22 protein-coding genes are annotated in these 23,404 nt (G+C 74.4%); 13 read left to right on the plus strand and 9 right to left on the minus strand.

The genetic code is table 11. The features are described 5' to 3' along the window. Positions 1-8: 8 nt before the first annotated feature. Positions 9-797: a zinc transporter ZupT gene (zupT, locus tag AC3RKA_RS07575; protein WP_063190250.1), complete on the plus strand. Its 789-nt coding sequence runs from the start codon at positions 9-11 to the stop codon at positions 795-797. Between the two features lie 15 nt (positions 798-812). Here zupT and AC3RKA_RS07580 read toward each other — a convergent pair whose 3' ends face one another. Together AC3RKA_RS07580 and tpx are read right to left on the minus strand one after the other, a co-directional pair. Beyond that, positions 813-1,994: a S1C family serine protease gene (locus tag AC3RKA_RS07580; protein ID WP_489727052.1), complete on the minus strand. Its 1,182-nt coding sequence runs from the start codon at positions 1,992-1,994 to the stop codon at positions 813-815. A gap of 2 nt (positions 1,995-1,996) precedes the next feature. Further along, a complete protein-coding gene (gene tpx / locus AC3RKA_RS07585; protein ID WP_489727053.1) occupies positions 1,997-2,497 on the minus strand; it encodes a thiol peroxidase in 501 nt (166 codons plus the stop codon). Positions 2,498-2,578: 81 nt separating this feature from the next. On the opposite strand from tpx, the gene AC3RKA_RS07590 reads away from it, so the two are divergent. Then, complete coding sequence (locus AC3RKA_RS07590; RefSeq protein ID WP_489727054.1) at positions 2,579-3,481, plus strand: patatin-like phospholipase family protein; 903 nt, start codon at positions 2,579-2,581, stop codon at positions 3,479-3,481. A gap of 24 nt (positions 3,482-3,505) precedes the next feature. Here AC3RKA_RS07590 and AC3RKA_RS07595 read toward each other — a convergent pair whose 3' ends face one another. Further along, positions 3,506-4,045: a PACE efflux transporter gene (locus AC3RKA_RS07595; protein WP_430753767.1), complete on the minus strand. Its 540-nt coding sequence runs from the start codon at positions 4,043-4,045 to the stop codon at positions 3,506-3,508. 129 nt (positions 4,046-4,174) lie between these two features. On the opposite strand from AC3RKA_RS07595, the gene AC3RKA_RS07600 reads away from it, so the two are divergent. Together AC3RKA_RS07600 and AC3RKA_RS07605 are read left to right on the plus strand one after the other, a co-directional pair. Continuing rightward, positions 4,175-4,693 (plus strand): ferritin, encoded by a 519-nt coding sequence (locus AC3RKA_RS07600; RefSeq protein ID WP_489727055.1) that lies wholly within the window; start codon positions 4,175-4,177, stop codon positions 4,691-4,693. Positions 4,694-4,839: 146 nt separating this feature from the next. Then, the gene (locus AC3RKA_RS07605) at positions 4,840-5,787 is read left to right on the plus strand and encodes a DUF808 domain-containing protein (RefSeq protein WP_489727056.1); all 948 of its coding nucleotides are present in this window, start codon (positions 4,840-4,842) and stop codon (positions 5,785-5,787) included. 126 nt (positions 5,788-5,913) lie between these two features. Here AC3RKA_RS07605 and AC3RKA_RS07610 read toward each other — a convergent pair whose 3' ends face one another. Continuing rightward, positions 5,914-6,747: an alpha/beta fold hydrolase gene (locus AC3RKA_RS07610; protein WP_489727057.1), complete on the minus strand. Its 834-nt coding sequence runs from the start codon at positions 6,745-6,747 to the stop codon at positions 5,914-5,916. Between the two features lie 126 nt (positions 6,748-6,873). Here AC3RKA_RS07610 and AC3RKA_RS07615 point away from each other — a divergent pair, with 126 nt between their 5' ends. The 5 genes from AC3RKA_RS07615 (at position 6,874) to AC3RKA_RS07635 (ending at position 12,798) form a co-directional block, all read left to right on the plus strand. Next, on the plus strand, positions 6,874-7,608 hold the full coding sequence (locus AC3RKA_RS07615; RefSeq protein ID WP_489727058.1) for an NUDIX hydrolase: 735 nt from the start codon (positions 6,874-6,876) through the stop codon (positions 7,606-7,608). 27 nt (positions 7,609-7,635) lie between these two features. After that, positions 7,636-8,964 carry a quinolinate synthase NadA gene (nadA, locus tag AC3RKA_RS07620; RefSeq protein ID WP_363739412.1) on the plus strand — a complete coding sequence of 443 codons (1,329 nt, stop codon included), beginning with the start codon at positions 7,636-7,638 and terminating at the stop codon, positions 8,962-8,964. Beyond that, positions 8,961-9,881 (plus strand): carboxylating nicotinate-nucleotide diphosphorylase, encoded by a 921-nt coding sequence (nadC, locus tag AC3RKA_RS07625; protein WP_002855186.1) that lies wholly within the window; start codon positions 8,961-8,963, stop codon positions 9,879-9,881. Before nadA ends, nadC begins: the two co-directional genes overlap by 4 nt. Next, positions 9,878-11,050, plus strand: a complete 1,173-nt coding sequence (locus AC3RKA_RS07630) for a cysteine desulfurase family protein (RefSeq protein WP_489727059.1) — start codon at positions 9,878-9,880, stop codon at positions 11,048-11,050. The genes nadC and AC3RKA_RS07630 overlap by 4 nt, the downstream gene beginning before the upstream one ends. Before the next feature lie 110 nt (positions 11,051-11,160). Further along, positions 11,161-12,798: an alkaline phosphatase D family protein gene (locus tag AC3RKA_RS07635; RefSeq protein ID WP_489727060.1), complete on the plus strand. Its 1,638-nt coding sequence runs from the start codon at positions 11,161-11,163 to the stop codon at positions 12,796-12,798. A 92-nt stretch (positions 12,799-12,890) separates the two neighbouring features. Here the strand turns inward: AC3RKA_RS07635 and AC3RKA_RS07640 are convergent, their stop codons facing one another. From AC3RKA_RS07640 to AC3RKA_RS07655, 4 genes are read right to left on the minus strand one after another with little or no spacing between them, the layout of a single operon-like run. Beyond that, positions 12,891-13,898 carry a glycine betaine ABC transporter substrate-binding protein gene (locus AC3RKA_RS07640; RefSeq protein ID WP_136940294.1) on the minus strand — a complete coding sequence of 336 codons (1,008 nt, stop codon included), beginning with the start codon at positions 13,896-13,898 and terminating at the stop codon, positions 12,891-12,893. Then, positions 13,895-14,647: an ABC transporter permease gene (locus tag AC3RKA_RS07645; protein ID WP_036316433.1), complete on the minus strand. Its 753-nt coding sequence runs from the start codon at positions 14,645-14,647 to the stop codon at positions 13,895-13,897. Before AC3RKA_RS07645 ends, AC3RKA_RS07640 begins: the two co-directional genes overlap by 4 nt. Next, complete coding sequence (locus AC3RKA_RS07650) at positions 14,644-15,651, minus strand: ABC transporter ATP-binding protein (RefSeq protein ID WP_206480922.1); 1,008 nt, start codon at positions 15,649-15,651, stop codon at positions 14,644-14,646. The genes AC3RKA_RS07645 and AC3RKA_RS07650 overlap by 4 nt, the downstream gene beginning before the upstream one ends. After that, entirely contained in the window at positions 15,648-16,289 is a 642-nt protein-coding gene (locus tag AC3RKA_RS07655) for an ABC transporter permease (protein WP_002855197.1), read from the minus strand. Before AC3RKA_RS07655 ends, AC3RKA_RS07650 begins: the two co-directional genes overlap by 4 nt. 228 nt (positions 16,290-16,517) lie before the next feature. On the opposite strand from AC3RKA_RS07655, the gene AC3RKA_RS07660 reads away from it, so the two are divergent. Further along, entirely contained in the window at positions 16,518-17,819 is a 1,302-nt protein-coding gene (locus AC3RKA_RS07660; RefSeq protein ID WP_489727061.1) for a dicarboxylate/amino acid:cation symporter, read from the plus strand. Between the two features lie 73 nt (positions 17,820-17,892). Here the strand turns inward: AC3RKA_RS07660 and AC3RKA_RS07665 are convergent, their stop codons facing one another. Next, complete coding sequence (locus tag AC3RKA_RS07665; protein ID WP_489727062.1) at positions 17,893-19,374, minus strand: sugar porter family MFS transporter; 1,482 nt, start codon at positions 19,372-19,374, stop codon at positions 17,893-17,895. 238 nt (positions 19,375-19,612) lie between these two features. On the opposite strand from AC3RKA_RS07665, the gene AC3RKA_RS07670 reads away from it, so the two are divergent. The 3 genes from AC3RKA_RS07670 (at position 19,613) to arfB (ending at position 23,386) form a co-directional block, all read left to right on the plus strand. Then, a complete protein-coding gene (locus AC3RKA_RS07670) occupies positions 19,613-21,355 on the plus strand; it encodes a bifunctional 3'-5' exonuclease/DNA polymerase (protein ID WP_489727063.1) in 1,743 nt (580 codons plus the stop codon). 137 nt (positions 21,356-21,492) lie between these two features. Continuing rightward, positions 21,493-22,938 (plus strand): MFS transporter, encoded by a 1,446-nt coding sequence (locus AC3RKA_RS07675; protein ID WP_489727064.1) that lies wholly within the window; start codon positions 21,493-21,495, stop codon positions 22,936-22,938. After that, a complete protein-coding gene (gene arfB, locus AC3RKA_RS07680) occupies positions 22,931-23,386 on the plus strand; it encodes an alternative ribosome rescue aminoacyl-tRNA hydrolase ArfB (protein WP_036316421.1) in 456 nt (151 codons plus the stop codon). Before AC3RKA_RS07675 ends, arfB begins: the two co-directional genes overlap by 8 nt. The last annotated feature ends 18 nt before the right edge of the window (positions 23,387-23,404 follow it).

Consider the following 23,404-nt stretch of genomic DNA (forward strand, 5'->3'; position numbering starts at 1 on the left):
CCTCCCCCGTGGACCCGTTCTGGACCGCGCTCGCTCTCACGACGTTCGCCGGGCTGGCCACGGTGCTGGGCGGCGTCCTGGCGATCGTCGGACGCGAGCCCTCGGGCCGCGGGCTGGGGGCCGCCCTCGGCCTCGCCGCGGGCGTCATGCTCGCGGTCTCCTTCCTGGAGATGCTGCCGGCCGCCGTCGAGGGGCTGGGCGGGGCGGTCGGCCCCGCGGCGACCGCCGTCGCGGTGGCCGCCCTGACCCTCGGCGCAGGCGCCTACGTGCTGCTCGAGCGCGCCGTCCCCGACCCCGTCTCGGAGATGCCGGGCGACGTCGCCGACCCGGCCGGCCTGGACCGGCGGCGGATGCTGCGCCTGGGCACGGTGACGGCCCTGGCGATCGGCCTGCACAATCTGCCGGAGGGCTTCGTCACCTTCGCCGGCACCCTGCAGGATCCGTCGGTGGGCCTCGCGCTGGCCGTCGCGATGGCCGTGCACAACGTTCCCGAGGGCGTGGCCGTGGCCGTGCCCGTGCGGCAGGCCACCGGATCGCGGCGCAAGGCCTTCGCGTGGGCCGCGTTCACGGGGATCGCGGAGCCGCTGGGCGCGCTGATCGGCTGGCTGCTGCTGGCCCCGTTCCTCACGCCCGCGCTCGTGGCCGCCGTCTTCGCGGCCGTGGCGGGCGTGATGGTGACCGTGAGCCTCGACGCGCTGCTGCCCGCCGCCCGGGCGGCCGGGGGCCGCGCCGCGGCGCTGGGCGGCGTGCTGCTGGGCGTGGCCGCGATGGCCCTCTCGCTGGACCTGCTCTCCTGAGCGCCGGGGGGCCGGTCAGTTCACGAGGGCCGGCTGCAGGACCGCCTCGGCCTCGCGCACCTCGCCGTCGGCGGTGCGCCACTGGACGGTGATCCGGTCCCCCACGTTGTGGTCGTTGACCAGGCGGGACATCCGGGAGGCGTCGTCGCCGACGGGCCGCCCCTCGATCTCGAGGATCACATCGCCCTCGACCAGGCCGATCTGCTCGGCGGCCGAGCCCGCGTCCACCTGCATGACCACGACGCCGACGTCGGGATCCGCGCCGACCATGATGCCCAGGGCGCCGTCCGCGCCGATGCTCACGGTGTCCGTCTCCTCGCCCGAGAGGACCTGGTCCACCACGTCGAAGGCCACCTCCAGCGGGATCGCGAAGCCGTCCACCTCGTCTGCGGTGGTCCCGTCGCTGGCCGCCACGGTCACGCCGACCACCTGGCCGGCGTCGTCCACCACCGGGCCGCCGGAGTAGCCGGGCACGACGTCCGCGTCCGTCTGGATCAGGCCGGACAGGCGCGCGTACTGATCGGTGCCCTCGGCCGCGGCCATGATCGAGCGGTCCGTGCCGAGCACGGTGCCGCGCACGGCCGTCAGATAGCCCTGGCCTCCGCCGTTGCCGACGGCGGCCACCTGGTCCCCGCGCCGCACCGGGTCCAGCGAGACGCTGGCCACCGGCAGGTCTGAGACGCCCTCGACGTCGAGCACCGCGATGTCGTGCTCGGCATCGCGCCCGAGCACCGTGGCCGTGTGCCGCGCGCCGGTGTCCGCGACCACCACGTGCACCTCCGAGGAGTCCTCGACCACGTGGTAGTTGGTCACCGCCAGCCCGTCCGGGGAGAGCACCATGCCCGTCCCCGTGCCGGTGCGGGCGCCGAGGGCGGTCTCCACGAGGAGGATGCCCGGGGCGTCCGCGACCGGCTGGCCCGGGTCCAGGGACGATCCGTCGTGGGCCGATGCGGACCAGTCCACCGCCACGCCGTCGTGGATGTGGGTCAGGCCTGCCGCGAGCTCGCCCGCCTCCCGGGCGGGGGCCTCGGCGGCGGGCACGGTCGGGGCGGAGTCCGCGGCGACGTCGACCACCCGGCCGGCGAGGAGCGCGGTGAGGCCCCCGGCCAGGACCAGCGCACCGAGCACGCCGAACAGCGCGATGACGAACGCCAGGGGCGAGCGTCGTGCGCGCGGCGGCCAGCCCGGCGGCGTCACGCTCAGCCCCGGGCGGCCGCCAGGGCGGCCTCGTAGTCCGGCTCCTCGGAGATCTCGGGGACGAGCTGGGCGTGACGGACCACGCCGTCGGCATCGACCACGACGACGGCGCGGGCCAGCAGGCCCTCGAGCGGGCCGTCGGTCATGCGCACGCCGTAGTCGTCGCCGAAGGACGAGCGGAACACGGAGCCGCTGCGGACGTGGTCGATGCCCTCGACCGAGCAGAAGCGCGCGGCGGCGAACGACAGGTCCGCGGACACGGCCACGACGGTGGTGTCCCCGAGGTCCGCGACGCGGGAGTCGAACTCGCGGACGGAGGCGGCGCACACACCGGTGTCCAGGGACGGGAAGATGTTGAGGATCACGCGGCGGCCGCGCAGCTCCCGCAGGGTCACCGGGGACAGGTCCGCCCCGGTGAGGGTGAAGTCGGGGGCGGGGACGCCCACCGGGGGCAGCTCGCCGACGGTGTGGACGGGGGTGCTCTTCATGTGGGTCGTCGCCATGGGGACAGCCTAGGATGGGCGCGGCCGGACGGGAGCGCTCCGCGCCCGGCTCGGCGGACGGCGAACACGGAGGGACCGACCATGACCGAGCCCATGACGTCCAACGTCACCGACACGGCGCTGCTGTTCGAGGGCGGGGGGATGCGCGCCGCGCTCACCTCGGCCGTGGTGGCGGAGCTGCTGCGCGAGCGGATCCACGTGGACTTCGTGGCCGGCATCTCGGCGGGCTCGTCCAACGCCGTGAACTACCTGTCCCGCGACCCGGCCCGTGCGCGGCGCTCGTTCGTGGACTTCGCCGACGATCCTCGGTTCGGCAACTGGCTGAGCTTCCTGCGCGGCAAGGGCCTGTTCAACGCCGAGTACATCTACGAGCACGCCGGCCTGCCCGAGGCGGACCTGCCCTACGACTTCGCCACGTTCCGCGCGAACCCCGCCCGGCTCGTCCTGGGCGGGTTCGACGCCGCGAGCGGCGAGACCCGCTGGTGGGACCGCTCCGACCTGACCACCCTGACCGACCTGATGGTCCGCGTCCGCGCGTCGTCCACGATGCCGGTCCTCATGCCCCCGGTGCACGCCGAGGGCACCGTGTTCGTGGACGGCGCCCTCGGCGTGGACGGCGGGATCCCGCTGACCGCGGCGGAGGACGCGGGGTTCGAGAAGGTCCTCGTGGTCCTGACCCGGGAGCGCGGGTACGTGAAGCGGCCCGAGCGGTTCCCCTCGTTCTACCAGCGCACCTTCCGGCGCTACCCCGCCGTCGCGGACGCCCTCCTCACGCGCTGGCGCCGGTACAACGCGACCCGCGAGCGCCTGTTCGAGATGGAGCGGCAGGGACGGGCCTATCTGTTCGTGCCCGAGACCATGCCCATCTCCAACGGCGAGCGGTCCGTGGCCAAGCTGGCCGCCGCCCACGAGCTCGGCCTGGACCAGGTGCGCCGCGAGATGCCCGCGATCCGCGCGTTCCTGGGGCTGCCGACGTCCCGCTGAGCCGCGCCTGCCCCGAGCGGCGGGTCAGGCCTCGGCGCGGGCGGCCGAGTCCGGCAGGCCGAACACCGAGTCGAACGCATAGGCGTACACCGCGGCGTAGACGAGGAAGAACACGAGCAGGCCGGCCTCGATGAGGAACGCCTCCCCCAGCCCGATGCCGAGGATCAGCGCCACCGCGGGCACCAGGAACACGATCAGCCCGCCCTCGAAGCCGACGGCGTGGGCCACGCGCACCCACCAGGGCCGGCCCGTGATCCCGAGGCGGCGTTCGAGGGTCTCGAACACCGAGTTGAACACGATGTTCCACAGCAGGGCCACGGTCGAGGACACCACCGCCACGGCGAGCGAGGGCCCGCCGCCGTTGCCGAGCGCCGCCAGGATCACGGTGGTGAAGAGGATGGCGAGCAGCTCGAAGACCACCGCGTAAACCACGCGACGCAGCAGGGGCGTCCGGAACACGCGGCGGCGCACGAGCGCGTCCCGGCCTCCCGGACCCCGCGGCACGTCGGAGGACGGCGTCGACGCGGGGTCAACGCCCGGGCGGGCGCGGCGGGTCTCGGACACGGCGCCCAGCCTAGGGCCGGGGCCGCGGGCCGCCGAATCCGGCGGGACCGGCCGCCCGCCGTCGTCGCTCCTCGATGAGGGGCGGGCGCGCCTTCACCGCGCCCCGGCCGCCTGCCTAGAGTTCGAGGCATGAAGCTCACCGATGACCTGCTGCAGAAGTTCAACGACCAGATCACCCTCGAGTTCGAGGCATCGATGGTCTACCGCCAGCTCGCGATCGCCGCCGACGACCTGGACCTGTCCGGGATGGCCGCGTGGCTGCGGCACCAGGCGGACGAGGAGATCGTCCACGCGAACAAGTTCATCGACCACGTCGCCGACCGGGACAGCTTCCCGACGATCGGCGCCATCCCGGCCCCGCCCGTGCAGGCCGGCATGTCGGCCCTGGAGATCTTCCGGGCCGCGCTCGCGCACGAGCAGAAGGTCTCCGAGGCGATCCGCGAGCTGTACCGGGCCACCGAGTCCGCGGGCGACCTCAACTCGCGCCCGCTGCTGAACTGGTTCCTGGACGAGCAGATCGAGGAGGAGGCCACCGTCTCCGAGATCGTGGGCCAGCTCGAGCTCGTCGGCGACGACGGCTCGGGCCTGCTCCGCATCGACGGCCGCCTGGGCTCCCGTCCCGTGGAGACCACCGAGAACGACGCCTGAGCCCACCGGCGGCCTCGTCGGCCGCGCACGCACCGGCCCGGTCCCCCACGGGACCGGGCCGGTGCCGTGTCCGTCCTCGCCGCTATGCTCGACCTGCGCCCTGCCCGCGCACCGGCGCGCCCGTCGGCCCCACCCCAGGAGGAACCATGGTCGGACTCGTAGCCCTGCTCGACGACGTCGCCGCCCTCGCCCGCCTCGCCGCCGCGAGCGTGGACGACGTGGCCGCCGGAGCGGGACGCGCCGCGGCCAAGGCGGCGGGCGTGGTGGTCGACGACGCCGCGGTGACCCCGCAGTACATGGCCGGCGCGGCCGCGGCCCGCGAGCTGCCGATGATCTGGCGGATCACCAAGGGCTCCCTGCGCAACAAGCTCGTGTTCATCCTGCCCGCGCTGCTGCTGCTCGACTGGCTCGCCCCCTGGATCCTGCCGTGGCTGCTGCTGGCCGGCGGCACCTACCTGTCCTACGAGGGCGCGCACAAGGTGTGGGGCAAACTCACCGGCCACGGGCACGCCGACGGCGAGGAGCCCGCCGTCGAGCGGGGTCCGGAGGCCGAGGACACCGTGGTGCGCGGGGCCATCACCACGGACTTCATCCTGTCCCTGGAGATCATGGTCATCTCCATGAACGAGGTGGCCGACCTGGGCTTCTGGATGAAGGCGGCGATCCTGGCGGTGGTGGCCGTCGTCATCACCGTGGGCGTGTACGGGGTGGTGGGGCTGATCGTGAAGATGGACGACGTCGGCCTGCACCTGCACCAGAACGCCTCGACCTCCGGCGGCCGCTCGTTCGGCGCCGGGCTGGTCAAGGCCATGCCGCACGTGCTGCGCGTGGTGACCGTCATCGGCACCGTGGCGATGCTCTGGGTGGGCGGCCACATCGTCCTCGTGGAGCTGGACGCGCTGGGCGTGCCGTGGCCCTACGCCGTGCAGCACGGGATCGTCGAGCCCGTCACGCACGCTGCCGGCGCGTTCCTCGGCTGGCTCACGGAGACCGCGACGTCGGCCGTGTGGGGCCTGCTCTGGGGCTCGGTCGCGCTCGGGGTGGTCCTGCTCGTGGGACGGCTGCGCGGAAAGAAGGCCGCGCCCGCCCACTGATGCGGCGGCCGACGGGTCCACTCCCACCCGCGCCCGACGCCGAGGCCCGCAGACGCGCCGCTACGCACGGAAGGTAGCGGCGCGTCTGCGGGCCTCGGCGCTGGCTCCGTCTCCCGGCGGGCCCCGTCAGTCAGCGGTGAGGAAGGTGCGCACCGCGGAGACGAAGGCCTCGGGCTGGTCGGCGTGCAGCCAGTGGCCGGCGTCGCGGACGGTCACGCGCACGACGCGCGGGAACAGCTCCTTCATCCGCGGCACGTCCTCGTCCTGGACGTAGTCCGACTCGGCGCCGGCCAGCCACAGCACCGGATGGTCGAACACGCGCTCCGGGTCTTCGGGGACCACCGGGTCCGGGAACGAGCCGATCTCCCGCAGGTGCTCGAAGAGCATGGCCACATTGGGCTGCCACGCGAAGTGGCCGCCCGTGCGCCGCAGGTTCTGCAGCAGGAAGCCGCGCACCCGCGCGTCATGGACGTGCTCGGCCATGGCGGCGTCGGCCTCGGCCCGCGTGTCGTACGCGTCCAGGTCCATGCGCAGCATGGTGCCCAGCAGGTGGACGAACTCGTCCGTGGCCTGCGGCGAGACCCGCGGGGCGATGTCCTCCACGATCAGCCGGTCCACGAGGTCCGGGTGCCGCAGGGCGAGCACCATGGCGACCTTGCCGCCCATCGAGTGGCCCAGCAGATGGACCGGCCCGTCGGCGGCGAGACCGCCCCGCAGGTGGGCGGCCACCCGGTCCGCGATCTCGCGGTAGTCCACCCGGTCCGTCCAGGGCGAGGCGCCGTGGTCCGGCAGATCGATCAGCTCCACCGTGAAGTCGTCGCCCAGCTCCTTGGCTGGGCCGGTGAAGTTCCGGCCGCGGCCCATGAGGCCGTGCAGGAACGCGACGCGGCGCGAGCCCTCCCCGATGCGGGTGGAGGCCAGGGGGGCGTCGGACGGGGCGGAGGCGGCGGTCGTGTTCACCCGACTCAGGCTAGCGCGGGACCGCGCCGGTGCCTCCCCCGCTTACAGTCATATTGACCTTCTGAGATGGGCGGGAACAGTGTCATACTGACCAGAACAGCCCCGCCCGTCCGCCCGGGAGGTCCCATGCCGGTCGCTGAGGCCCGCGTCAGCGTCGCCGTGTCCACGGCCGTCTTCGGCGTGCGCCCGGATGCGCACGGCGTGTCCCGCCTCTGCGTCGCCCTCGTCCCGCGGATGCGCGAGCCGTTCCTGGACCAGTGGGCGCTGCCGGGCGCGTGGCTCGGCGCAGACGAGGAGTTGGCCGACGTCGCCGCACGCGTGGCCGCCGAGTGCGTGCCCGGACCCGTCCGTCGCCTCGAGCAGCTGGCGGCGTTCGGCGCCGTGGACCGCTCCCCCACCGGACGCGTCCTCACGGTGGCCCACTGGGCGCTCAGCCCCGCCCTGGACGACGACGGCGCCACCCCGGCGTCCCGCCCGGACCCGGACGTGACCGGGCTGCCCATCGGGGTCCATGTGCGCTGGCACCGGGCCGACGCCCCGCCCGCGCTGGCGTTCGACCACGCCCAGATCCTGGCGGCGGCCGTGGCGCGCCTGCGCGCGGACCTGCCGCGAGCCGGCGTCGGGCACGCGCTGCTGGGGCCCTCCTTCACCCTCGCCGAGCTGCGCGCCGTGCACGAGGCCGTCCTCGGCCGCGGCCTCGACGCCGCCAACTTCCGCCGCGCCACCCTCGCCGCCGGGACCCTCGAGGAGACCGGTGAGGTCCGCGGCGGCACCCCGCACCGCCCGCCCAAGCTCTACCGCTACCGGCCCGCCGGGCCCGGGACCGACCCCGATCCCGCCGGGCCGGACGCCCGCCGCTGACCACCAGCCCCGACCCAGGAGTCACCCATGACCACCCCGACCGGGACCACCGCCTCGGTGGCCCGCACCCTGACCCTGATCGACAAGGACGCCGCGCGCGGCTCCTCGTGCTCCCCCGACCTGACCCGCGGCCCCTGGGCGTTCGACGCCGGCCTGCCCGCGTACGGCCCCGGCGCATCGCAGGACGACGCCGTCCCGGCCGACGCCCCCGTGCAGGGCCGCATCCCCGAGGAGTACCAGCGGGCCTCGGACGAGGAGCTCCACGCCCGGATCAGCGCGGCGCGGCAGACGCTCGGCGAACGCGTCGTCGTGCTGGGCCACTTCTACCAGCGCGACGAGGTCGTCCAGCACGCCGACTTCGTGGGCGACTCCTTCCAGCTCGCGCGGGCCTCCCAGGGCCGGCCCGAGGCGGAGGCGATCGTGTTCTGCGGCGTGCACTTCATGGCGGAGACCGCGGATCTGCTCTCCACCCCGGACCAGGCCGTCATCCTGCCCAACCTCGCCGCCGGCTGCTCCATGGCGGACATGGCCGACCTGGACTCGGTCGAGGACGCGTGGGAGCAGCTCGAGGCGGTCTACGGCACCGAGCCGGACGACGACGGGCGCGTGGCCCTGCTGCCCGTGACGTACATGAACTCTTCCGCGGCCCTCAAGGGCTTCGTCGGCGAGCGCGGCGGCATCGTGTGCACGTCCTCCAACGCCTCGGCCGTGCTGGACTGGGCGTTCGAGCGTGCCCAGCGCGTCCTGTTCTTCCCGGACCAGCACCTGGGCCGGAACACGGGCCGCGCCAGGGGGATCCCGCTCGAGCAGATGCCGACATGGAACCCCCGCCTGCCCCTGGGCGGGAACTCCGAGGACGCCCTGCGGGACGCGAAGGTCCTGCTGTGGCACGGCTTCTGCTCGGTGCACCGCCGCTTCACCGTGGCGCAGATCGAGCAGGCCCGCGCCGAACACCCGGACGTCCAGGTGATCGTGCATCCCGAGTGCCCCCTGCCCGTGGTGGAGGCCGCGGACTCCTCCGGGTCCACGGACTTCATCGTCAAGGCCATCCAGGCGGCGCCGGCCGGCTCGACCTTCGCGATCGGCACCGAGATCAACCTCGTGCAGCGCCTGGCCGCCCAGCACCCCGAGCACACGATCTTCTGCCTCGATCCCGTGATCTGCCCGTGCTCCACGATGTACCGCATCCACCCCGGCTACCTCGCGTGGGTCCTCGAGGAGCTCGTGGCCGGCCGCGTGGTCAACCGGATCACGGTGCCGGCGTCCGTGGCCGAGCCGGCCCGCACCGCTCTCGAGCGGATGCTGGCCGTCGCGCCGAAGCAGTCGGCCGCGCAGTCCGCCGGGGCCGGGGCGTGAGCCCGGCCGACCGCGCGCCGGCGACGCCGGCCCCGCAGCCGGACGTGGAGCGGATCGTGGCCGCGGCGCTCGCCGAGGACGCGCCCTGGGGTGACGTCTCCTCGGAGGCCTTCGTCCCGGAGCAGGCCCGGATCACCGCGCGTGTGGTGGCCCGCGAGGCCGGGGTGCTCTCCGGCACGAACGCCCTCGAGGCCGCCTTCCGGCTCGTCGACCCGGCCGTGTCCGTCACCCTGCACCTGGCCGACGGCGCCGACCTGTCCCCCGGCGCCGTCGTCGCCGAGGTCGCGGGTCCCGCCCGCTCGGTGCTGCGGGCCGAACGCGTGGCGCTGAACCTCGTCCAGCGCCTGTCCGGGATCGCCACGACGACGGCCGCCCACGTGGCCGCCGTGCGCGCCGGCGGCGGGCACGCGCGGGTGGTGGACACCCGCAAGACCACCCCGGGTCTGCGCGTGCTCGAGCGGCAGGCGGTGCGGGACGGCGGCGGGCACAACCACCGCTCCAGCCTCTCGGATGCCGTGATGCTGAAGGACAACCACCTGGCCGCGCTGGGGTTCGGCGGCCCCGGCGACCCGGGCGAGGACCTCACCGTGGCCCTGCGCACCGGGATGGCACGCCTGCCGCACACCACCCACGTGGAGGTGGAGGTCGACCGGCTCGAGCAGATCCCGGCGGTGCTCGCCGCCGGGGTCGACACGATCATGCTGGACAACTTCTCGCCGGCCGAGCTGCGGGCCGGCGTCGAGCTCGTGGCGGGCCGGGCCGTCGTCGAGGCCTCCGGCGGGGTGAGCCTCGAGACGATCGGGGCGATCGCGGCCACGGGCGTGGACGTGATCTCGGTGGGGGCACTGACCCATACCGTCCGGTCCCTGGACCTGGGCCTGGACGCCGTGGTCGAGGAGGTCTCGCCGCGCCGATGAGCACCACCCTCGACCTGGACCACGCGGCCACCGCGCCCGTCCGGCGCAGCGCGCTGGAGGCGATGTGGCCCGCGCTCACGGGCGTCTACGGCAACCCGTCCTCGGCGCACGAGGCCGGCCGGGCGGCGGCGGCCCTGCTCGAGGACGCCCGCGCGCGGGTGGCCCGCGCGATCGGCGCCCGGGCCGGGCAGGTCGTGTTCACCTCGGGCGGCACGGAGGCCGACGCGCTCGCCGTGCTCGGCACGGTGCGCGCCCGGATCCTCGCCGGCCGCCCGGCGGGCCACGTGCTGACCACGGGGATCGAGCACAGCGCGGTGCGGCAGTCCTGTGACCAGCTGGCCCGGCTGCACGGCGTCGAGGTCGAGCACCTCGCGCTGGACCGTGACGGCCTGACCTCCGCGGACGACCTCGCCGCCCGCCTGCGCCCGGACACCGCGCTGGTCTGCGTGCACCTGGCCCACAACGAGGTGGGCACGGTGCAGCCGGTGGCCGAGCTGGCCGCCGTCGCCCGGGAGGCGGGCGTGCCGCTGCACGTGGACGCGGTGCAGGCCGCGGGGCAGATCCCGGTGGACGTGCGCGCCCTCGGGGCGGATCTCGTGGCGCTGTCCGGGCACAAGGTCGGCGGACCCAAGGGGGTCGGCGCGCTGTGGGTGCGCCCGGGTCACGCCCTGGAACCGCTCGTGCCCGGTGGCGGCCAGGAGCGGGGCCGGCGGTCCGGGACGCAGAACGTGGCCGGCGCGGCCGGGTTCGCGGCCGCCTTCGAGGAGGCCGAGGCGGAGCGCGCCGTGGCCGCGGACGCGTGGTCCGGGCTGCGGGATCGGTTCGCGGCGCGCGTGCTCGACGGCGTCCGGGAGCTCGTGCCCGACGCGCGGCTGACCGGCCATCCCGCGCGGCGGCTGCCGCGTCACGCCTCGTTCGTGCTGCCCGGCGTGAACGGCGAGTCGGTGCTGGAGGAGGCGGCCCGCCGGGGCGTGCTGGCCTCGGCGGGGTCGGCGTGCTCGGCCCACGACGCCGAGCCGTCCCCGGCCCTGCTCGCGCTGGGCCTCAGCGAAGACGAGGCCCGCACGGCCCTGCGCTGCACGTTCGGCCCGGACGCCGACGCCCCGCTGCTCGACGCCGCCGCGGACGCGATCGTCGACGCCGTCCGGACGGTCAGTGCCCTGCGCTGAGCGGCCCCGGGCCGGTCGACCCCGATGCCGCCGGGGGCCGGTGTCGGAAGTTCACCCGGAGGTCAGCCCGACGCCACATGTGCCTCGCCTGCGTGCCCCACCCTGGCCCCGTGAAGCAGACCACCGCACCCCTAACCCACCCCACCTCCCGCCGTTCGGTGCTCGCCGCGGCGTCCGCCGCCGTGCTCGCCCCCGCCGCCCTCGCCGGCCCCGCCGCCGCCCGTCCGGCCCGCCACACCCCCGGTGGCCTGGTCGCGTCCCGCCTGACGCTGCCGTCCGGCGTCGCCACCGGCGATGTCACCTCGAACTCGGCCGTGCTGTGGGCGCGCTCGTCCGGCCGTTCGCGCCTGCACGCCACGCTGCGCGCGGTCGACGAGGACGGGAAGGTGCTGCGCGGCCGCTTCGCTCGCGGGCTGACCCTGCGCTCCGGCTGGGTCGACGGGACCACCGACCACACCGCGAAGATCCTCGCGGACACGCTGCCCTCCGGCACCCGCTTCGAGGTGACGTACGCGTTCGAGGACGAGGCCGGCCGCCTGGGCGAGTCGGCCGTGGCCCGCTTCACGACGGCGCCCGGCGCGCGGTTCGGCCGGAAGACCTCCGCCGCCCAGTCCTTCGTGTGGACCGCGGACACCGCCGGGCAGGGCTACGGCATCAACCCGGAGATCGGCGGCATGCGCGGCTACGCGGCGATGCACGCCACGAAGCCCGACTTCTTCCTGCACTCCGGCGACACGATCTACGCGGACAACCCCATCCCGGAGACCCTCGAGGTGGCCGGCGAGCCCACCTGGCGCAACCTCGTCACGGAGGAGACGTCCAAGGTCGCCGAGACCCTGAACGAGTTCCGCGGCCGCCACCGCTACAACATGATGGACGACAACCTCCGCGCCCTGTACGCGGACGTCCCCGTCATCGCCCAGTGGGACGACCACGAGACGACCAACAACTGGTGGCCGCGCGAGGTCCTCGAAGACCCGCGCTACACCCAGGTCCGTGACGTGGACACGCTGGCCGCCCGCGCCCGCCGCGCGTGGCAGGAGTACATGCCGATCGCCGACTCCACGGCCCTGCGCCGCGGCTCGGGCTTCGAGCCGGCCCGCATCTACCGCAGGATCCCCCGCGGCGCGACGCTCGACGTGTTCGCCCTGGACATGCGCACCCACAAGGGCGAGAACACCCCGGGGCTCGAGACCCACGAGACCCCGATCCTGGGCGAGGAGCAGCTGCAGTGGCTCATCCGCGGGCTGCGCGCGTCGACCGCCACGTGGAAGGTCATCGCCAACGACCTGCCGCTGGGCCTGATCGTCCCCGACGGCACGGGGCAGGAGTCCCTGTCCAACGGCGACGACGGCGCCCCGCTGGGCCGCGAGCTGGAGATCGCCCGCCTCCTGAAGGCGATCAAGGACCACGGCGTGAAGAACGTCGTGTTCCTCACCGGCGACGTCCACTACTGCGCGGCGCACCACTACTCCCCCGACCGCGCGGCGTTCACCGACTTCGAGCCGTTCTGGGAGTTCGTGGCCGGCCCCATCAACGCCGGATCGTTCGGCCCGAACACGCTGGACGGCACCTTCGGCCCGCGCCTGGACTTCGAGGCGCACGGGCCGGTCATGGGCTCGCCGCGCTCCGGCGAGCACCAGTACTTCGGCCACGTCGAGATCCCCGAGGACGGCCGCGAGTTCCGGGTGCGTCTGATCAACGCCGTCGGCCGGACGGTGTACTCGCGCACGCTGACGGCGGCCTGATCCGCCGCGCCGCGCGGCGGGTGACGCCCCCCCCCCCCCCCCCCCCCCCCCAACGGGGCCTCCCCCGCGGCGTCGGCGGCGCCTGCGGACCGTCAGTCGGTGATCAGGCCCTCCTCGCGGAGCCAGTCCCACGCGACCTGGGTGGGCTCCTCGCCGTCGACGTCCACCCGGGCGTTCAGGCGCGCGGCCGTCGCGTTGTCCAGGCGTGCGGTCACGGGCGCCAGCAGGTCGGCGATCTCGGGGTGCTGGGCCAGGACCTCCTCGCGCACGATGGGGGCCGCGTTGTACTTCGGGAAGAAGCCCAGCGGGTCCTGCAGGGTCGTCAGGTCCAGTGCGGCGATCCGCCCGTCCGTGGAGTACGCCTCCCCGAAGGTGCACGACCCGTCCGCCACCGCGGCGAACACCGCCCCGATGTCCATCTGGCGCAGCCGGGATCCGGTGGGCCGTTCGATCCCGTAGGCCTCGAGCATGGGCAGGAACCCGTCGTTGCGGGCGGCGAACTCGGCGCTCACGCAGAAGGACTGGTCCTGGGTGGGGAGGTCCTTGATGTCCGCGAGCGTCTCCACGCCGAGCGCCTCCGCCCGGTCCTGGCGCACGGAGAAGGTGTAGGTGTTGTCGAGTTCGGCCGGCGGCAGCCACACCAGGCCCTGCTGCGCGTCCTCGTCCCGGACCGCGGCCCACTGCGCCTGGGCGTCCGGGATCGGATCGGTGTGGCCCAGGTACGTGATCCAGGCCGTCCCCGTGTAGTCCCACTCGACGTCCACGACGCCGGCCACCTGGGCCTGGCGCGCACTGAGCGAACCCGGCATGTTGGTCAGATCCTCGACGTCGGCCCCCGCGGAGCGCAGCAGGATCGCGGTGATCTTGCCGAGCACGACGCCCTCGTTGAAGTTCTTGGACCCCACCGCCACGTGGGCGCCCTCGAGGTCGATCCCGGCGACGTCGCCGGCCGGCGTGCCCGAGGGCAGGTAGCCGCCGGCGGTGCTCAGCCCGCACCCGGACAGGACCAGGGAGGCCGCCAGGCCGAGCGTGGCGAGCGCGGCACGCGCGGGGGTCCGGCCGCGACGGCGGGACGGGAGGGTCGCGCGCGGGGTGGTCATGCGAGCCCCCTCGGGGTGGCCAGCGTCTCGACGAGGCGGCCGATCCACTCGATCATCAGGGCGAGGGCGGCCACGAGGATCGCCCCCGAGACGAGCAGCGGGAAACGGAACAGGACGATCCCGGTCTGGATGAGCAGGCCGAGGCCGCCGGCGTCGATGAACGTCGCGAACGCCCCGGTGCCCACCAGCAGCACCAGGGCGGTCCGCAGACCCGCCATGATCACGGGCAGGGCCAGGGGGAGCTCCACCCGGAGCAGGGTCTGCAGCGGGGACATGCCCATGCCGCGGGCCGCCTCGACGACGGTGGGGTCGACGCCCCGCAGCCCGGCCAGCGTGTTGGCCAGCACGGGCAGGAACGCGTAGAGGGACAGGGCCAGGACGGCGACCCGGAAGCCGAACCCCCACGCCATGGCGAGCAGGACGATCACACCGATCACGGGAGCGGCCTGGCCGGCGTTGGCCAGCCCCATGGCGACGGGGGTGAACCGCCGGGCCGCGGGGCGGCTCAGCAGCACGCCGAGCGGGACGGCCGTCGCCACGACCAGAACGGTGGACACGCCGACGAGGGCCAGGTGCTCGGCGGTGAGGCGCAGGACGGTGGGCCAGGTCAGCAGCCGGGCCTCGACGTCGTCGAGGGCGGCTCCGCGCACCCAGACGGTCCACCCGATCAGCAGGGCGGCCACCAGCAGCGGCAGGCCGATCAGGAGCAGGCGGTCCTCGGCGGAGGCCGCACGCAGCCGGGCGATCATGGCCGAGCCTGCTCGTCGCCGGCGCGGGCGTGCGCGCGCAGTGTCGGATAGTCGAGCAGACCGATGACCGTGCCATCACGGACCACGGCGATCTCCTCCGTCGGGGCCGTGACCAGCACGGCGAGGGCCTCGCTGATCGGGGTGGCCGCGTCGAGCACGGGCCCGCCCGGCGGCGTGCCCGTCGGGTGCTGTGCGATCGGGCGCAGCGGCAGCGAGTCGACCGACCGCAGCCCCAGCCGCTTGAGCCCCGCCCCCGACCCCACGAAGTCGGCCACGAACTCGGTGGCCGGCCGCGCCAGGACCTCTTCGGGGGTGGCGTACTGGGCCACGTGCGCGCCGGGTTCGAGCACCAGGATCCGGTCGCCCAGGAGCACGGCCTCGTCCACGTCGTGGGTGACCATCACGATGGTCTTGCCCACCCTGGCCTGGATGTCGAGCATCTCCTGCTGCAGGCGCTGGCGGGTGAGGGGGTCCACGGCGCCGAAGGGCTCGTCCATGAGCAGCACGGGAGGATCCGCCGCGAGGCCCCGCGCCACGCCGACGCGCTGCTGCTGTCCACCGGACAGCTCGCGCGGAAAACGGTCTCGATAGATCGCCGGGTCCAGGCCGACGAGGTCGAGCAGCTCGTCCACGCGCTCGGCGATGCGTCGGCGGTCCCACTTGAGCAGGCGCGGCACCAGGCCGACGTTCTCGGCGACGGACAGGTGGGGCATCATCCCGCCACCCTGCACGACGTAGCCGATCTGACGGCGCAGCCGGGTGGGGTCGCGGCGTGTGATGTCCTCCCCACCGATCAGGATCCGCCCGGAGGTGGGCTCGATGAGGCGGTTGATCATCTTCAGCGAGGTGGTCTTGCCGCAGCCGGACGGGCCGACGAACACCACGGTCTCCCCCGCGGGGATGATGAGATCCAGGGCGTCCACGGCGGGACGGTCCTGCCCCGGATAGAGCTTCGTCAGGGACTCGAGACGGATCTCGGCCCCGGCGTCACGGTCGGTGCTCATGCGCGCAGTCCCTTCGAGATGGTGAGCCGGCCGAGCAGCACGAGCAGCCCGTCCAGGACGAGGGCGACGACGACGATGCCGAGGGTGCCCACGAGGGCGTAGTTCAACGCGTTGGCGCCGCCCAGGGAGACCAGCCCCGTGAAGATGTACGAGCCCAGTCCGGGCCCCAGAACGTAGGCCGCGACCGCGGCCACGCCCATGCCGAGCTGACCCGCGACCCGGATGCCGGTGAGGATCACGGGCCAGGCCAGCGGGAGACGCACCCGGGTGAACAGCGCCACCGGCCCCATGCCCATCCCCCGGGCGGCCTCCAGCACCTCCGGGTCCACGCCGCGCAGACCCACGAGCGCGTTGCGGAGGATGGGCAGCAGGGCATAGAAGACCACCACCACGACGGCGGGGACGGTCCCGATGCCCACCAGGGGGATCAGGACGCCGATGAGCGCGAAGGAAGGCAGGGTCAGCCCGACGGCCGTGAAGGCGTTCGCGATCGGGGTCAGGGCCTTGATCCGCGTGGCGATCACGGCCAGCGCGATGGCGAGCACGGTGGCGATGGCCAGCGCCTGCAGCACGAGCCACCCGTGCTGCCACGCCCGGAAGAGGATGTCCGGCCAGCGTGAGGCGAGGAACTCGCTCATGCGGCCTCCACGCCGGCAGCGCGCCCCTGGGCGGCCCGGGCGTCTGCGGGGCGGGGCAGGACCGTCATCGTCGTCTCCTTCGGTCCGGGTGGGGCGGGCGTGCTCTTGCACGTTACCCGAGACGGTGGCGCTCCCTGTGTTCTGCATCACGACGGGGGTCACCGGCACCGCCACGGATGGCCTGCCGACCGGGCGACGGGCAGGACGGCCTGCGCTAGCGTGTCGGCCATGTCTCGCTCCCACTCCGACGCCCTCGACGCGTCCGGCCCCGACTCCGGGGGCGCCGTCGCCGCGCCCCGCCGCCGCTTCGGCCTGCTGCCCCGCATCCTCGTCGCGATCGTGGCCGGCGTCCTCGTCGGCCTGGTCGCGCCGACCTGGCTCGTGCAGGCCTTCGCCACCTTCAACGGGCTGTTCTCGAACTTCCTGGGCTTCATCGTCCCGGTGCTGATCCTGGCGCTCGTCGCCCCCGCCATCGGCGACATCGGCCGGGGTGCGGGGAAGCTGCTGGCCCTGACCGGCGGCATCGCCTACGGCTCCACCCTGTTCGGCGGCTTCGGCGCCCTGCTGGTCTGCCTGCTCGTCTTCCCGCTGATCCTCACGCCCGGGTCCTTCGAGGCGATGGCCAACCCCGAGGACGCGCTGCTCGGCCCGCTGTTCGAGGTGCAGATGGACCCGCCCTTCGGCGTGATGACGGCCCTGCTGCTCGCGTTCGTGCTCGGCATCGGCCTGACGACGCTGCCGCGCGGTGCCCTGCACGAAGGCTTCGACCAGCTGCGATCGATCATCGAGCGGGTCGTCATGGGCCTGATCGTGCCGCTGCTGCCCGTCTACATCTTCGGCGTGTTCCTGAACATGACCGCCGCCGGCGAGGTCTTCAAGGTCATCACCACGTTCCTCGGCGTGATCCTGCTGGTCTTCGGCCTCACCGTGGTGCTGCTGCTCGTCCAGTACGTCGTCGCCGGCGCGATCGCGGGCCGCAACCCGTTCACGGCCCTGAAGACGATGCTGCCGGCCTACGCGACGGCCCTGGGCACCTCGTCCTCGGCGGCGACCATCCCGGTGACCCTGCGCCAGACCCTGCTGCTCGGCGTGCGCCGGCCGATCGCCTCGTTCGTCGTCCCGCTGTGCGCGACGATCCACCTGGCCGGCTCCACGGTGAAGATCGTCTCGTTCTCCATCGCGGTGCTGTTCCTCTCGGGCCAGTCGATCGACGTCCCGGTGTTCGTGGGCTTCATCTTCATGCTGGGCGTCACCATGGTCGCGGCGCCCGGCGTGCCCGGCGGCGCGATCGTGGCGGCCTCGGGCCTGCTGTCCTCGATGCTCGGCTTCACCGAGCCGCAGGTCGCGCTCATGGTCGCCACGTACATCGCCATCGACTCCTTCGGCACCGCCACCAACGTGACCGGCGACGCCGCCATCGCGCTGATCGTCGACAAGATCGCCGGAGGCCGTCTCATCGAGGACTCCGAGGACGAGGGTCTGGAGCGCCGCGACGACGAGGAGGTCGCCACCGGCGCCGACACCGGCTGACCCGCCCCGCACACACCACGGCCCCCTCCCTGTCTGCAGCTCAGGGAGGGGGCCGTCGTCGGGACGGGCGGTGTCAGCCGCGCAGGTCCCGCTCCGCCTCGGCGCGCACCGCGCGCCGCTGCCCCGGGGAGCGCACGACGACGTCGCTCATCTCCTCGAGCGTCTTGCCCTTGGTCTCGGGCACGAAGGCCGCCACGAAGGCCAGGGACAGCGCCGCCATGACCGCGTACAGGCCGTAGGCGAGGGTCAGGCCGATGTCCGCCAGCCACGGGAACGTGGTGGAGACGGTGAAGTTCGCCGCCCACTGCGCGGCGGCGGCCACGGCGAGCGCGCCGGCGCGGATGCGGTTCGGGAACATCTCGCCCAGCAGCACCCAGACCAGCGGCCCCCAGGTGGCGCCGAAGAACACCACGAAGGCGTTCGCGGCCACCAGCGCCACCGTGGACCACGGCTGCGGCAGGGACACGGACTCGGCGCCGCCCGTCTGCGCGAAGGAGAAGGCCAGTGCCATCAGGCCGAGGCTGACCGTCATGCCGGCGGAGCCGGCGATCAGCATGGGGCGACGGCCGACGCGGTCCACCAGGGCGATCGCGATGAAGGTCACGGCGATGTTCGTGACCGAGGTGATCACGGTGACCGTGAGGGCGTCCGACTCCCCGAAGCCCACCGAGCGCCACAGGGTGGTGGAGTAGTAGAAGATCACGTTGATGCCCACGGCCTGCTGGAAGACGGAGAGCAGGATGCCGATCCACACGATCGGCTGCAGGCCCGCCGACGGTCCACGCAGGTCCGCCAGCGACTCGCGGCGCTCCGAGTCCAGCGAGCGCCGGATGTCCTCGATCATCAGGTTCACCCGGTCCACGCCGGTGAACTCGTGCAGGACCTCGGCCGCCTCGTCCGTGCGACCGCGGGCGACCAGGTAGCGCGGGGACTCCGGCAGCTTCAGGGCGAACAGGCCGTACAGCACCGCCGGGACGGCCTCGGCCATGAACATCCAGCGCCAGGCGTCGACACCGAGCCAGAACGGCTGCGCCGCTCCCCCGGCCATCGTCGCGAAGAGCGCGTCCGTGAGCAGCGCCGCGAAGATGCCGAGGACGATCGCCAGCTGCTGGAGCGAGCCGAGGCGCCCGCGCACATGGGCCGGGCTGACCTCCGCGATGTACGCCGGAGCGATCACGGACGCGGCGCCCACGCCCAGGCCGCCGACCATGCGCCAGAAGATCAGGTCGACCACGCCGAACGCCAGGCCCGAGCCGATGGCGGAGACCAGGAACAGGATCGCGGCGATCACCATCACGGGCACGCGGCCGCGGCGGTTGGCGATCGGCCCGGCGAACCAGGCGCCGAGTGCACAGCCGATCAGCGCCGAGGAGACGGCGAAGCCCGTGAGACCGGCGCCGAGGCCGAACTCCCCGGCGAGGGCGTCCACGGCGCCGTTGATGACAGAGGTGTCGAAGCCGAACAGGAAGCCGCCGAGCGCGGCGGCGACCGAGATGCCGACCACCTTGACGTTGAGGCGAGACGTCGCGCCGCCGCCGGACCGGGTCGCTGTCATGGTGGGTCCTCTCTGGGTGGCGCCCGACGGCCCGCTGCGCGCCGGTGCGTCCGCACAGTGTGTTCTTCGCTCGGCGAGCGTGCAAGTCGCACAGCCCCTCGCCCCGCCCACGGCGAGGCGACGGGGGGTCAGGAGGGGAAACCGTGGTCGCCGTGGTCGCGACCGGGCCCGGTCCCACGCCGGGCAGACGCCGGACGCGCCTCGGGTCACGGCCCGGCCACGGGGCAGAATGAGGGCCATGTTCGTCGTCCTGGGCCCCGCCCCCGCCTCCGTCGGCAGCCCCGGCACCTGGTGGGCCCTGGACGCGGAGGGCGAAGACGCCGCTCCCCTGGGCTCCTGCCCCGCCGGGTCCGTGGCCGGGCTCGTGGCCGGTCTGCCCTCCCGATTGGGCGTGGACCCGAGCAGGGTCCGCTGGGTGCTCGCCGACGTCGGGACGGAGTACGCCGCCTGGCTGGCGGCGGGGGTGCGGGTGGATCGGTGCTGGGACCTGGCCCTCGTCCAGCGGATCCTGCGGCACGCGGCAACGGCGCCGGGCAGCGGGGTGCGTTACACGCCCGTGGCGCAGCTCGAGGTCGCCGACCCGACGGAGCCCGAGCGCCCGGCGCGGGTGCCCGCCGGTCAGGAGTCCTTCTTCGACCTGCCGGACGAGGCCGGCCCCGCTCCGGACGTCACCGTGCTCGCGGCGGAGCTGGCCGCGCAGCGGGCGGCCGTCGAGGGCTCGGCCCACCCCCACCGGCTGCGGCTGCTCGCGGCGGCGGAGTCGCAGGGCGCACTCGTGGCCGCAGAGATCCGGGCGGCGGGTCTGCCGTGGGACCGGGGCGTGCACGAGGCGCTCCTCGCCGAGCAGCTCGGCCCCCGGCCTGCACCGGGCGAGCGTCCCGCCCGCCTGCAGGCCCTGGCCGAACGCATCGCCGACGTCCTGGGCTCCCCCGGGCTGAGCCCCGACTCGCAGCCCAGCCTGCTGCGGGCGCTGCAGACGACGGGCGTGGCCGTGGAGTCCACGCGGCAGTGGGACCTGAAGCACTGGATCGACGCCGGCGGCGCGGAACGCGAGGCGCGGGCCGCGCTGCTCGCGCCGCTGCTGGAGTACAAGGCCCTGGCCCGGCTGTGGACGGCCAACGGCTGGCACTGGCTGGACCAGTGGATCGGCGACGACGGCCGGTTCCACGCCGCCTACCTGGTCGGCGGCGTGGTGACCGGGCGGTGGGCCGCCCACGGCGGTGGGGCCATGCAGGTCCCGGCCGGGGTGCGCGACGCCGTCCGCGCAGACCCCGGGTGGACGCTGACCGTGGCCGACGCCTCCCAGGTGGAGCCGCGCATCCTCGCCGCGATGGCCGCCGACGAGGCGCTGGCCCGTGCCGGGACCACGCCCGACCTGTACCGGGAGGTGGCGGAGCAGGGCCGGGCGGCCGGCACCGCGCTGGCCGACCGCGGGCGCGCGAAGATCGCCCTGCTGGGTGCGATGTACGGCTCGACGACGGGCGACTCCGCGGCGCTCATGCCGCACCTGCGCCGGCTCTACCCCCGAGCGATCGGCCTGCTCGAGCGGGCGGCCTCCGTCGGCGAGGGAGGCGGCCAGGTGTCCACGTGGCTGGGCCGCTGGTCCCCCGCGCCGGGGCGGAAGTGGCAGGAGTCCGTGTCCGACGTCGGCACCCAGGCCGCCGAGTCCGCGGCCCGGCGACGGCGGCGCTCCCAGGGCCGCTTCACCCGGAACTTCGTGGTGCAGGGCACCGCGGCCGAGTGGGCGCTGTGCTGGATGGGCGAGATCCGCCGTCGACTGCGCTCGGCCGGCATGCGCACGGAACTCGTGTTCTTCGTCCACGACGAGGTCGTCCTGCACGGCCCGGCCACGGAGGCCGAGGCCGTGCGGACGGTCGTGGCGGAGTCCGCGAGCGCCGCCGGCCGCCTGCTGTTCGGTCCCGCCCCCGTGGACTTCCCGCTCACCGTCTCCAGCGTGGGGTCGTACGCGGACGCGAAGTGAGCGACGGGGCGGCAGGGCGACGGTCGCGGTCATGGCCTCCGTGCGCCGCACCGGGCCGAGGACCCTCGGACCTGGCACGATGCGGGACGAGGGCCGATCCTGGAGAGCGCCCGAGACACCCTTGTGAAGGAGACCGCATGCCCGTCGCCCCGCGTCCGTCCGACGGCGCCGCGTCCTCGGTCTTCACCCCGCACCAGCAGCGCATCCTCGCGGTGCTCCTCATCCCGATCTTCATGTCCCTGCTGGCCGTGTCCAGCATCAACGTGGCCCTGCCCGCCCTGCAGCGGGGCCTGGACGCCAGTGACGCGGAGCTGCAGTGGGCCATCTCCGGCTACACCCTCGTGTTCGGCATGGTGCTCGTGCCGGCGGGCCGGGCGGGTGACCTCTTCGGACGACGCCGGCTGTTCATGGTGGGCCTCGGCGTGTTCGCGCTCGGTGCGCTCCTGTCCGGCCTGGCGCCCACGGGCGTCCTGCTCGTGCTCGCGCGCCTGGTCATGGGCGTGGGCGCGGGCCTGCTCAACCCGCAGGTCACCGGCTTCATCCAGGGCGAGTTCTCCGGCGCCTCCCGCGCCCGGGCGTTCGGGGCGCTCGGCGCCGTCGTCGGGGTGTCCGTGGCGGTGGGGCCGCTGCTCAGCGGCGGGCTCATCGCGTGGCTCGGCGGCGACCTCGGCTGGCGCGCGACCTTTCTGGTGAACGTGCCCATCGCCCTCGGCGCCCTGATCGTGGCCCGCCAGTGGCTGCCGCGCACCGTCCCCGAGCGGGCGCGGCGTCCGGACCTGGACCCGGTCGGCGTCGTCCTGCTGGCCGGCGCCCTCGTGGCCGTCATGCTCCCGTTCCTGGACCGGGGGCTCGGGCCGTGGCGGTTCGTGCTCGTGCCCGTCGGCATCGGCCTGGCCGCCCTCTGGACGCGGTGGGAGGCCCGCTACGCACGACGGGGCCGCGCCCCGATGGTGGACCTGCGCCTGTTCCAGACCCGCAGCTTCGCGTGCGGCGCCCTGCTGATCGCCATCTACTTCACCGGCTCGACCAGCATGTTCGTCGTGATCGCCATGTTCATGCAGAACGGGCTGGGCTACCCGGCGCTGCACGCCGCGCTCATCGGCCTGCCTTCGGCGGTCATGTCGAGCGTGATGTCCACCGTGGCCGGGCGCGTGGTGCTGCGCACGGGCCGGAAGATCGTCGTCCTCGGCATCGCGCTGGCGCTGCTCGCCGTCGTGGGCTCCATCGGGGTGGCGTGGGCCAACCGGGAGTTCGGCCTGAGTCCGTGGTGGCTGCTGCTCACCCTCGCCATCGTGGGTGCCGGGCAGGGGCTGGTGGTCTCCCCCAACCAGACCCTCAGCCTGGCCGAGGTCCCGCCGCGGCACTCCGGCACGGCCGGCGGCGTCCTGCAGACCGGCCAGCGCGTCGGCACGGCCGTCGGCACCGCCGTGATCGTGGGGGTGTTCCTGGGCGTCGCCTCCAGTGCCGACTGGGACGGGGCGTTCATGGCCGCCTTCGCGCTGGTGGCCGGGTGCATGGCCCTCGCGCTCCTCGTCGCACTCGCGGACCTGCGCGGACCACGGACGGCGGCCCCCCGTGGCTGAGCCCCGCCCCGGCGACGTGCGCGTCACCCCCGGCCCCGGCGCACCCCGCGGGCTGATCATCCCCGCGGGCGAACTCGTCGAACGCTTCTCCCACGCCTCCGGCCCGGGCGGTCAGGGCGTGAACACGGCGGACTCGCGGGTCCAGCTCAGCCTGGACCTGGCGGCCACCTCCGCCCTCGACGACGTCCAGCGCGCCCGCGTCCTCGCGCGGCTGGCGCCCCGGCTGGCCGGCACGGTCCTCACCGTCAGCGTGGCGGAGCACCGGGCCCAGTGGCGCAACCGGGTGGCCGCCCGCGAGCGGCTCGCGGCGCTGCTGCGCGAGGCCCTGGCCCCGCCGACGCCGCGGCGGGCCACGACGCCGACGCGCGGCTCCCGGCGGCGCCGCCTGGAGGCCAAACGCCGTCGCTCCGAGGTGAAGCGCACGCGCCGCCGCCCCGGCCTCGACTGAGGCCGCTCGCCCGCAGGC

It is taken from the genome of Micrococcus sp. iso_229, from assembly GCF_058072725.1.

Coding starts and splice junctions, on each gene's coding strand:
- AC3RKA_RS07655 (WP_002855197.1), bottom strand. CDS start 16,289: ATGAGCGAGTTCCTCGCCTCACGCTGGCCGGACATCCTCTTCCGGGCG.
- AC3RKA_RS07590 (WP_489727054.1), top strand. CDS start 2,579: ATGACCGAGCCCATGACGTCCAACGTCACCGACACGGCGCTGCTGTTC.
- AC3RKA_RS07675 (WP_489727064.1), top strand. CDS start 21,493: ATGCCCGTCGCCCCGCGTCCGTCCGACGGCGCCGCGTCCTCGGTCTTC.
- AC3RKA_RS07615 (WP_489727058.1), top strand. CDS start 6,874: ATGCCGGTCGCTGAGGCCCGCGTCAGCGTCGCCGTGTCCACGGCCGTC.
- nadA (WP_363739412.1), top strand. CDS start 7,636: ATGACCACCCCGACCGGGACCACCGCCTCGGTGGCCCGCACCCTGACC.
- AC3RKA_RS07640 (WP_136940294.1), bottom strand. CDS start 13,898: ATGACCACCCCGCGCGCGACCCTCCCGTCCCGCCGTCGCGGCCGGACC.
- AC3RKA_RS07660 (WP_489727061.1), top strand. CDS start 16,518: ATGTCTCGCTCCCACTCCGACGCCCTCGACGCGTCCGGCCCCGACTCC.
- AC3RKA_RS07650 (WP_206480922.1), bottom strand. CDS start 15,651: ATGAGCACCGACCGTGACGCCGGGGCCGAGATCCGTCTCGAGTCCCTG.
- tpx (WP_489727053.1), bottom strand. CDS start 2,497: ATGGCGACGACCCACATGAAGAGCACCCCCGTCCACACCGTCGGCGAG.
- AC3RKA_RS07645 (WP_036316433.1), bottom strand. CDS start 14,647: ATGATCGCCCGGCTGCGTGCGGCCTCCGCCGAGGACCGCCTGCTCCTG.
- AC3RKA_RS07605 (WP_489727056.1), top strand. CDS start 4,840: ATGGTCGGACTCGTAGCCCTGCTCGACGACGTCGCCGCCCTCGCCCGC.
- AC3RKA_RS07600 (WP_489727055.1), top strand. CDS start 4,175: ATGAAGCTCACCGATGACCTGCTGCAGAAGTTCAACGACCAGATCACC.
- AC3RKA_RS07670 (WP_489727063.1), top strand. CDS start 19,613: ATGTTCGTCGTCCTGGGCCCCGCCCCCGCCTCCGTCGGCAGCCCCGGC.
- AC3RKA_RS07665 (WP_489727062.1), bottom strand. CDS start 19,374: ATGACAGCGACCCGGTCCGGCGGCGGCGCGACGTCTCGCCTCAACGTC.
- AC3RKA_RS07630 (WP_489727059.1), top strand. CDS start 9,878: ATGAGCACCACCCTCGACCTGGACCACGCGGCCACCGCGCCCGTCCGG.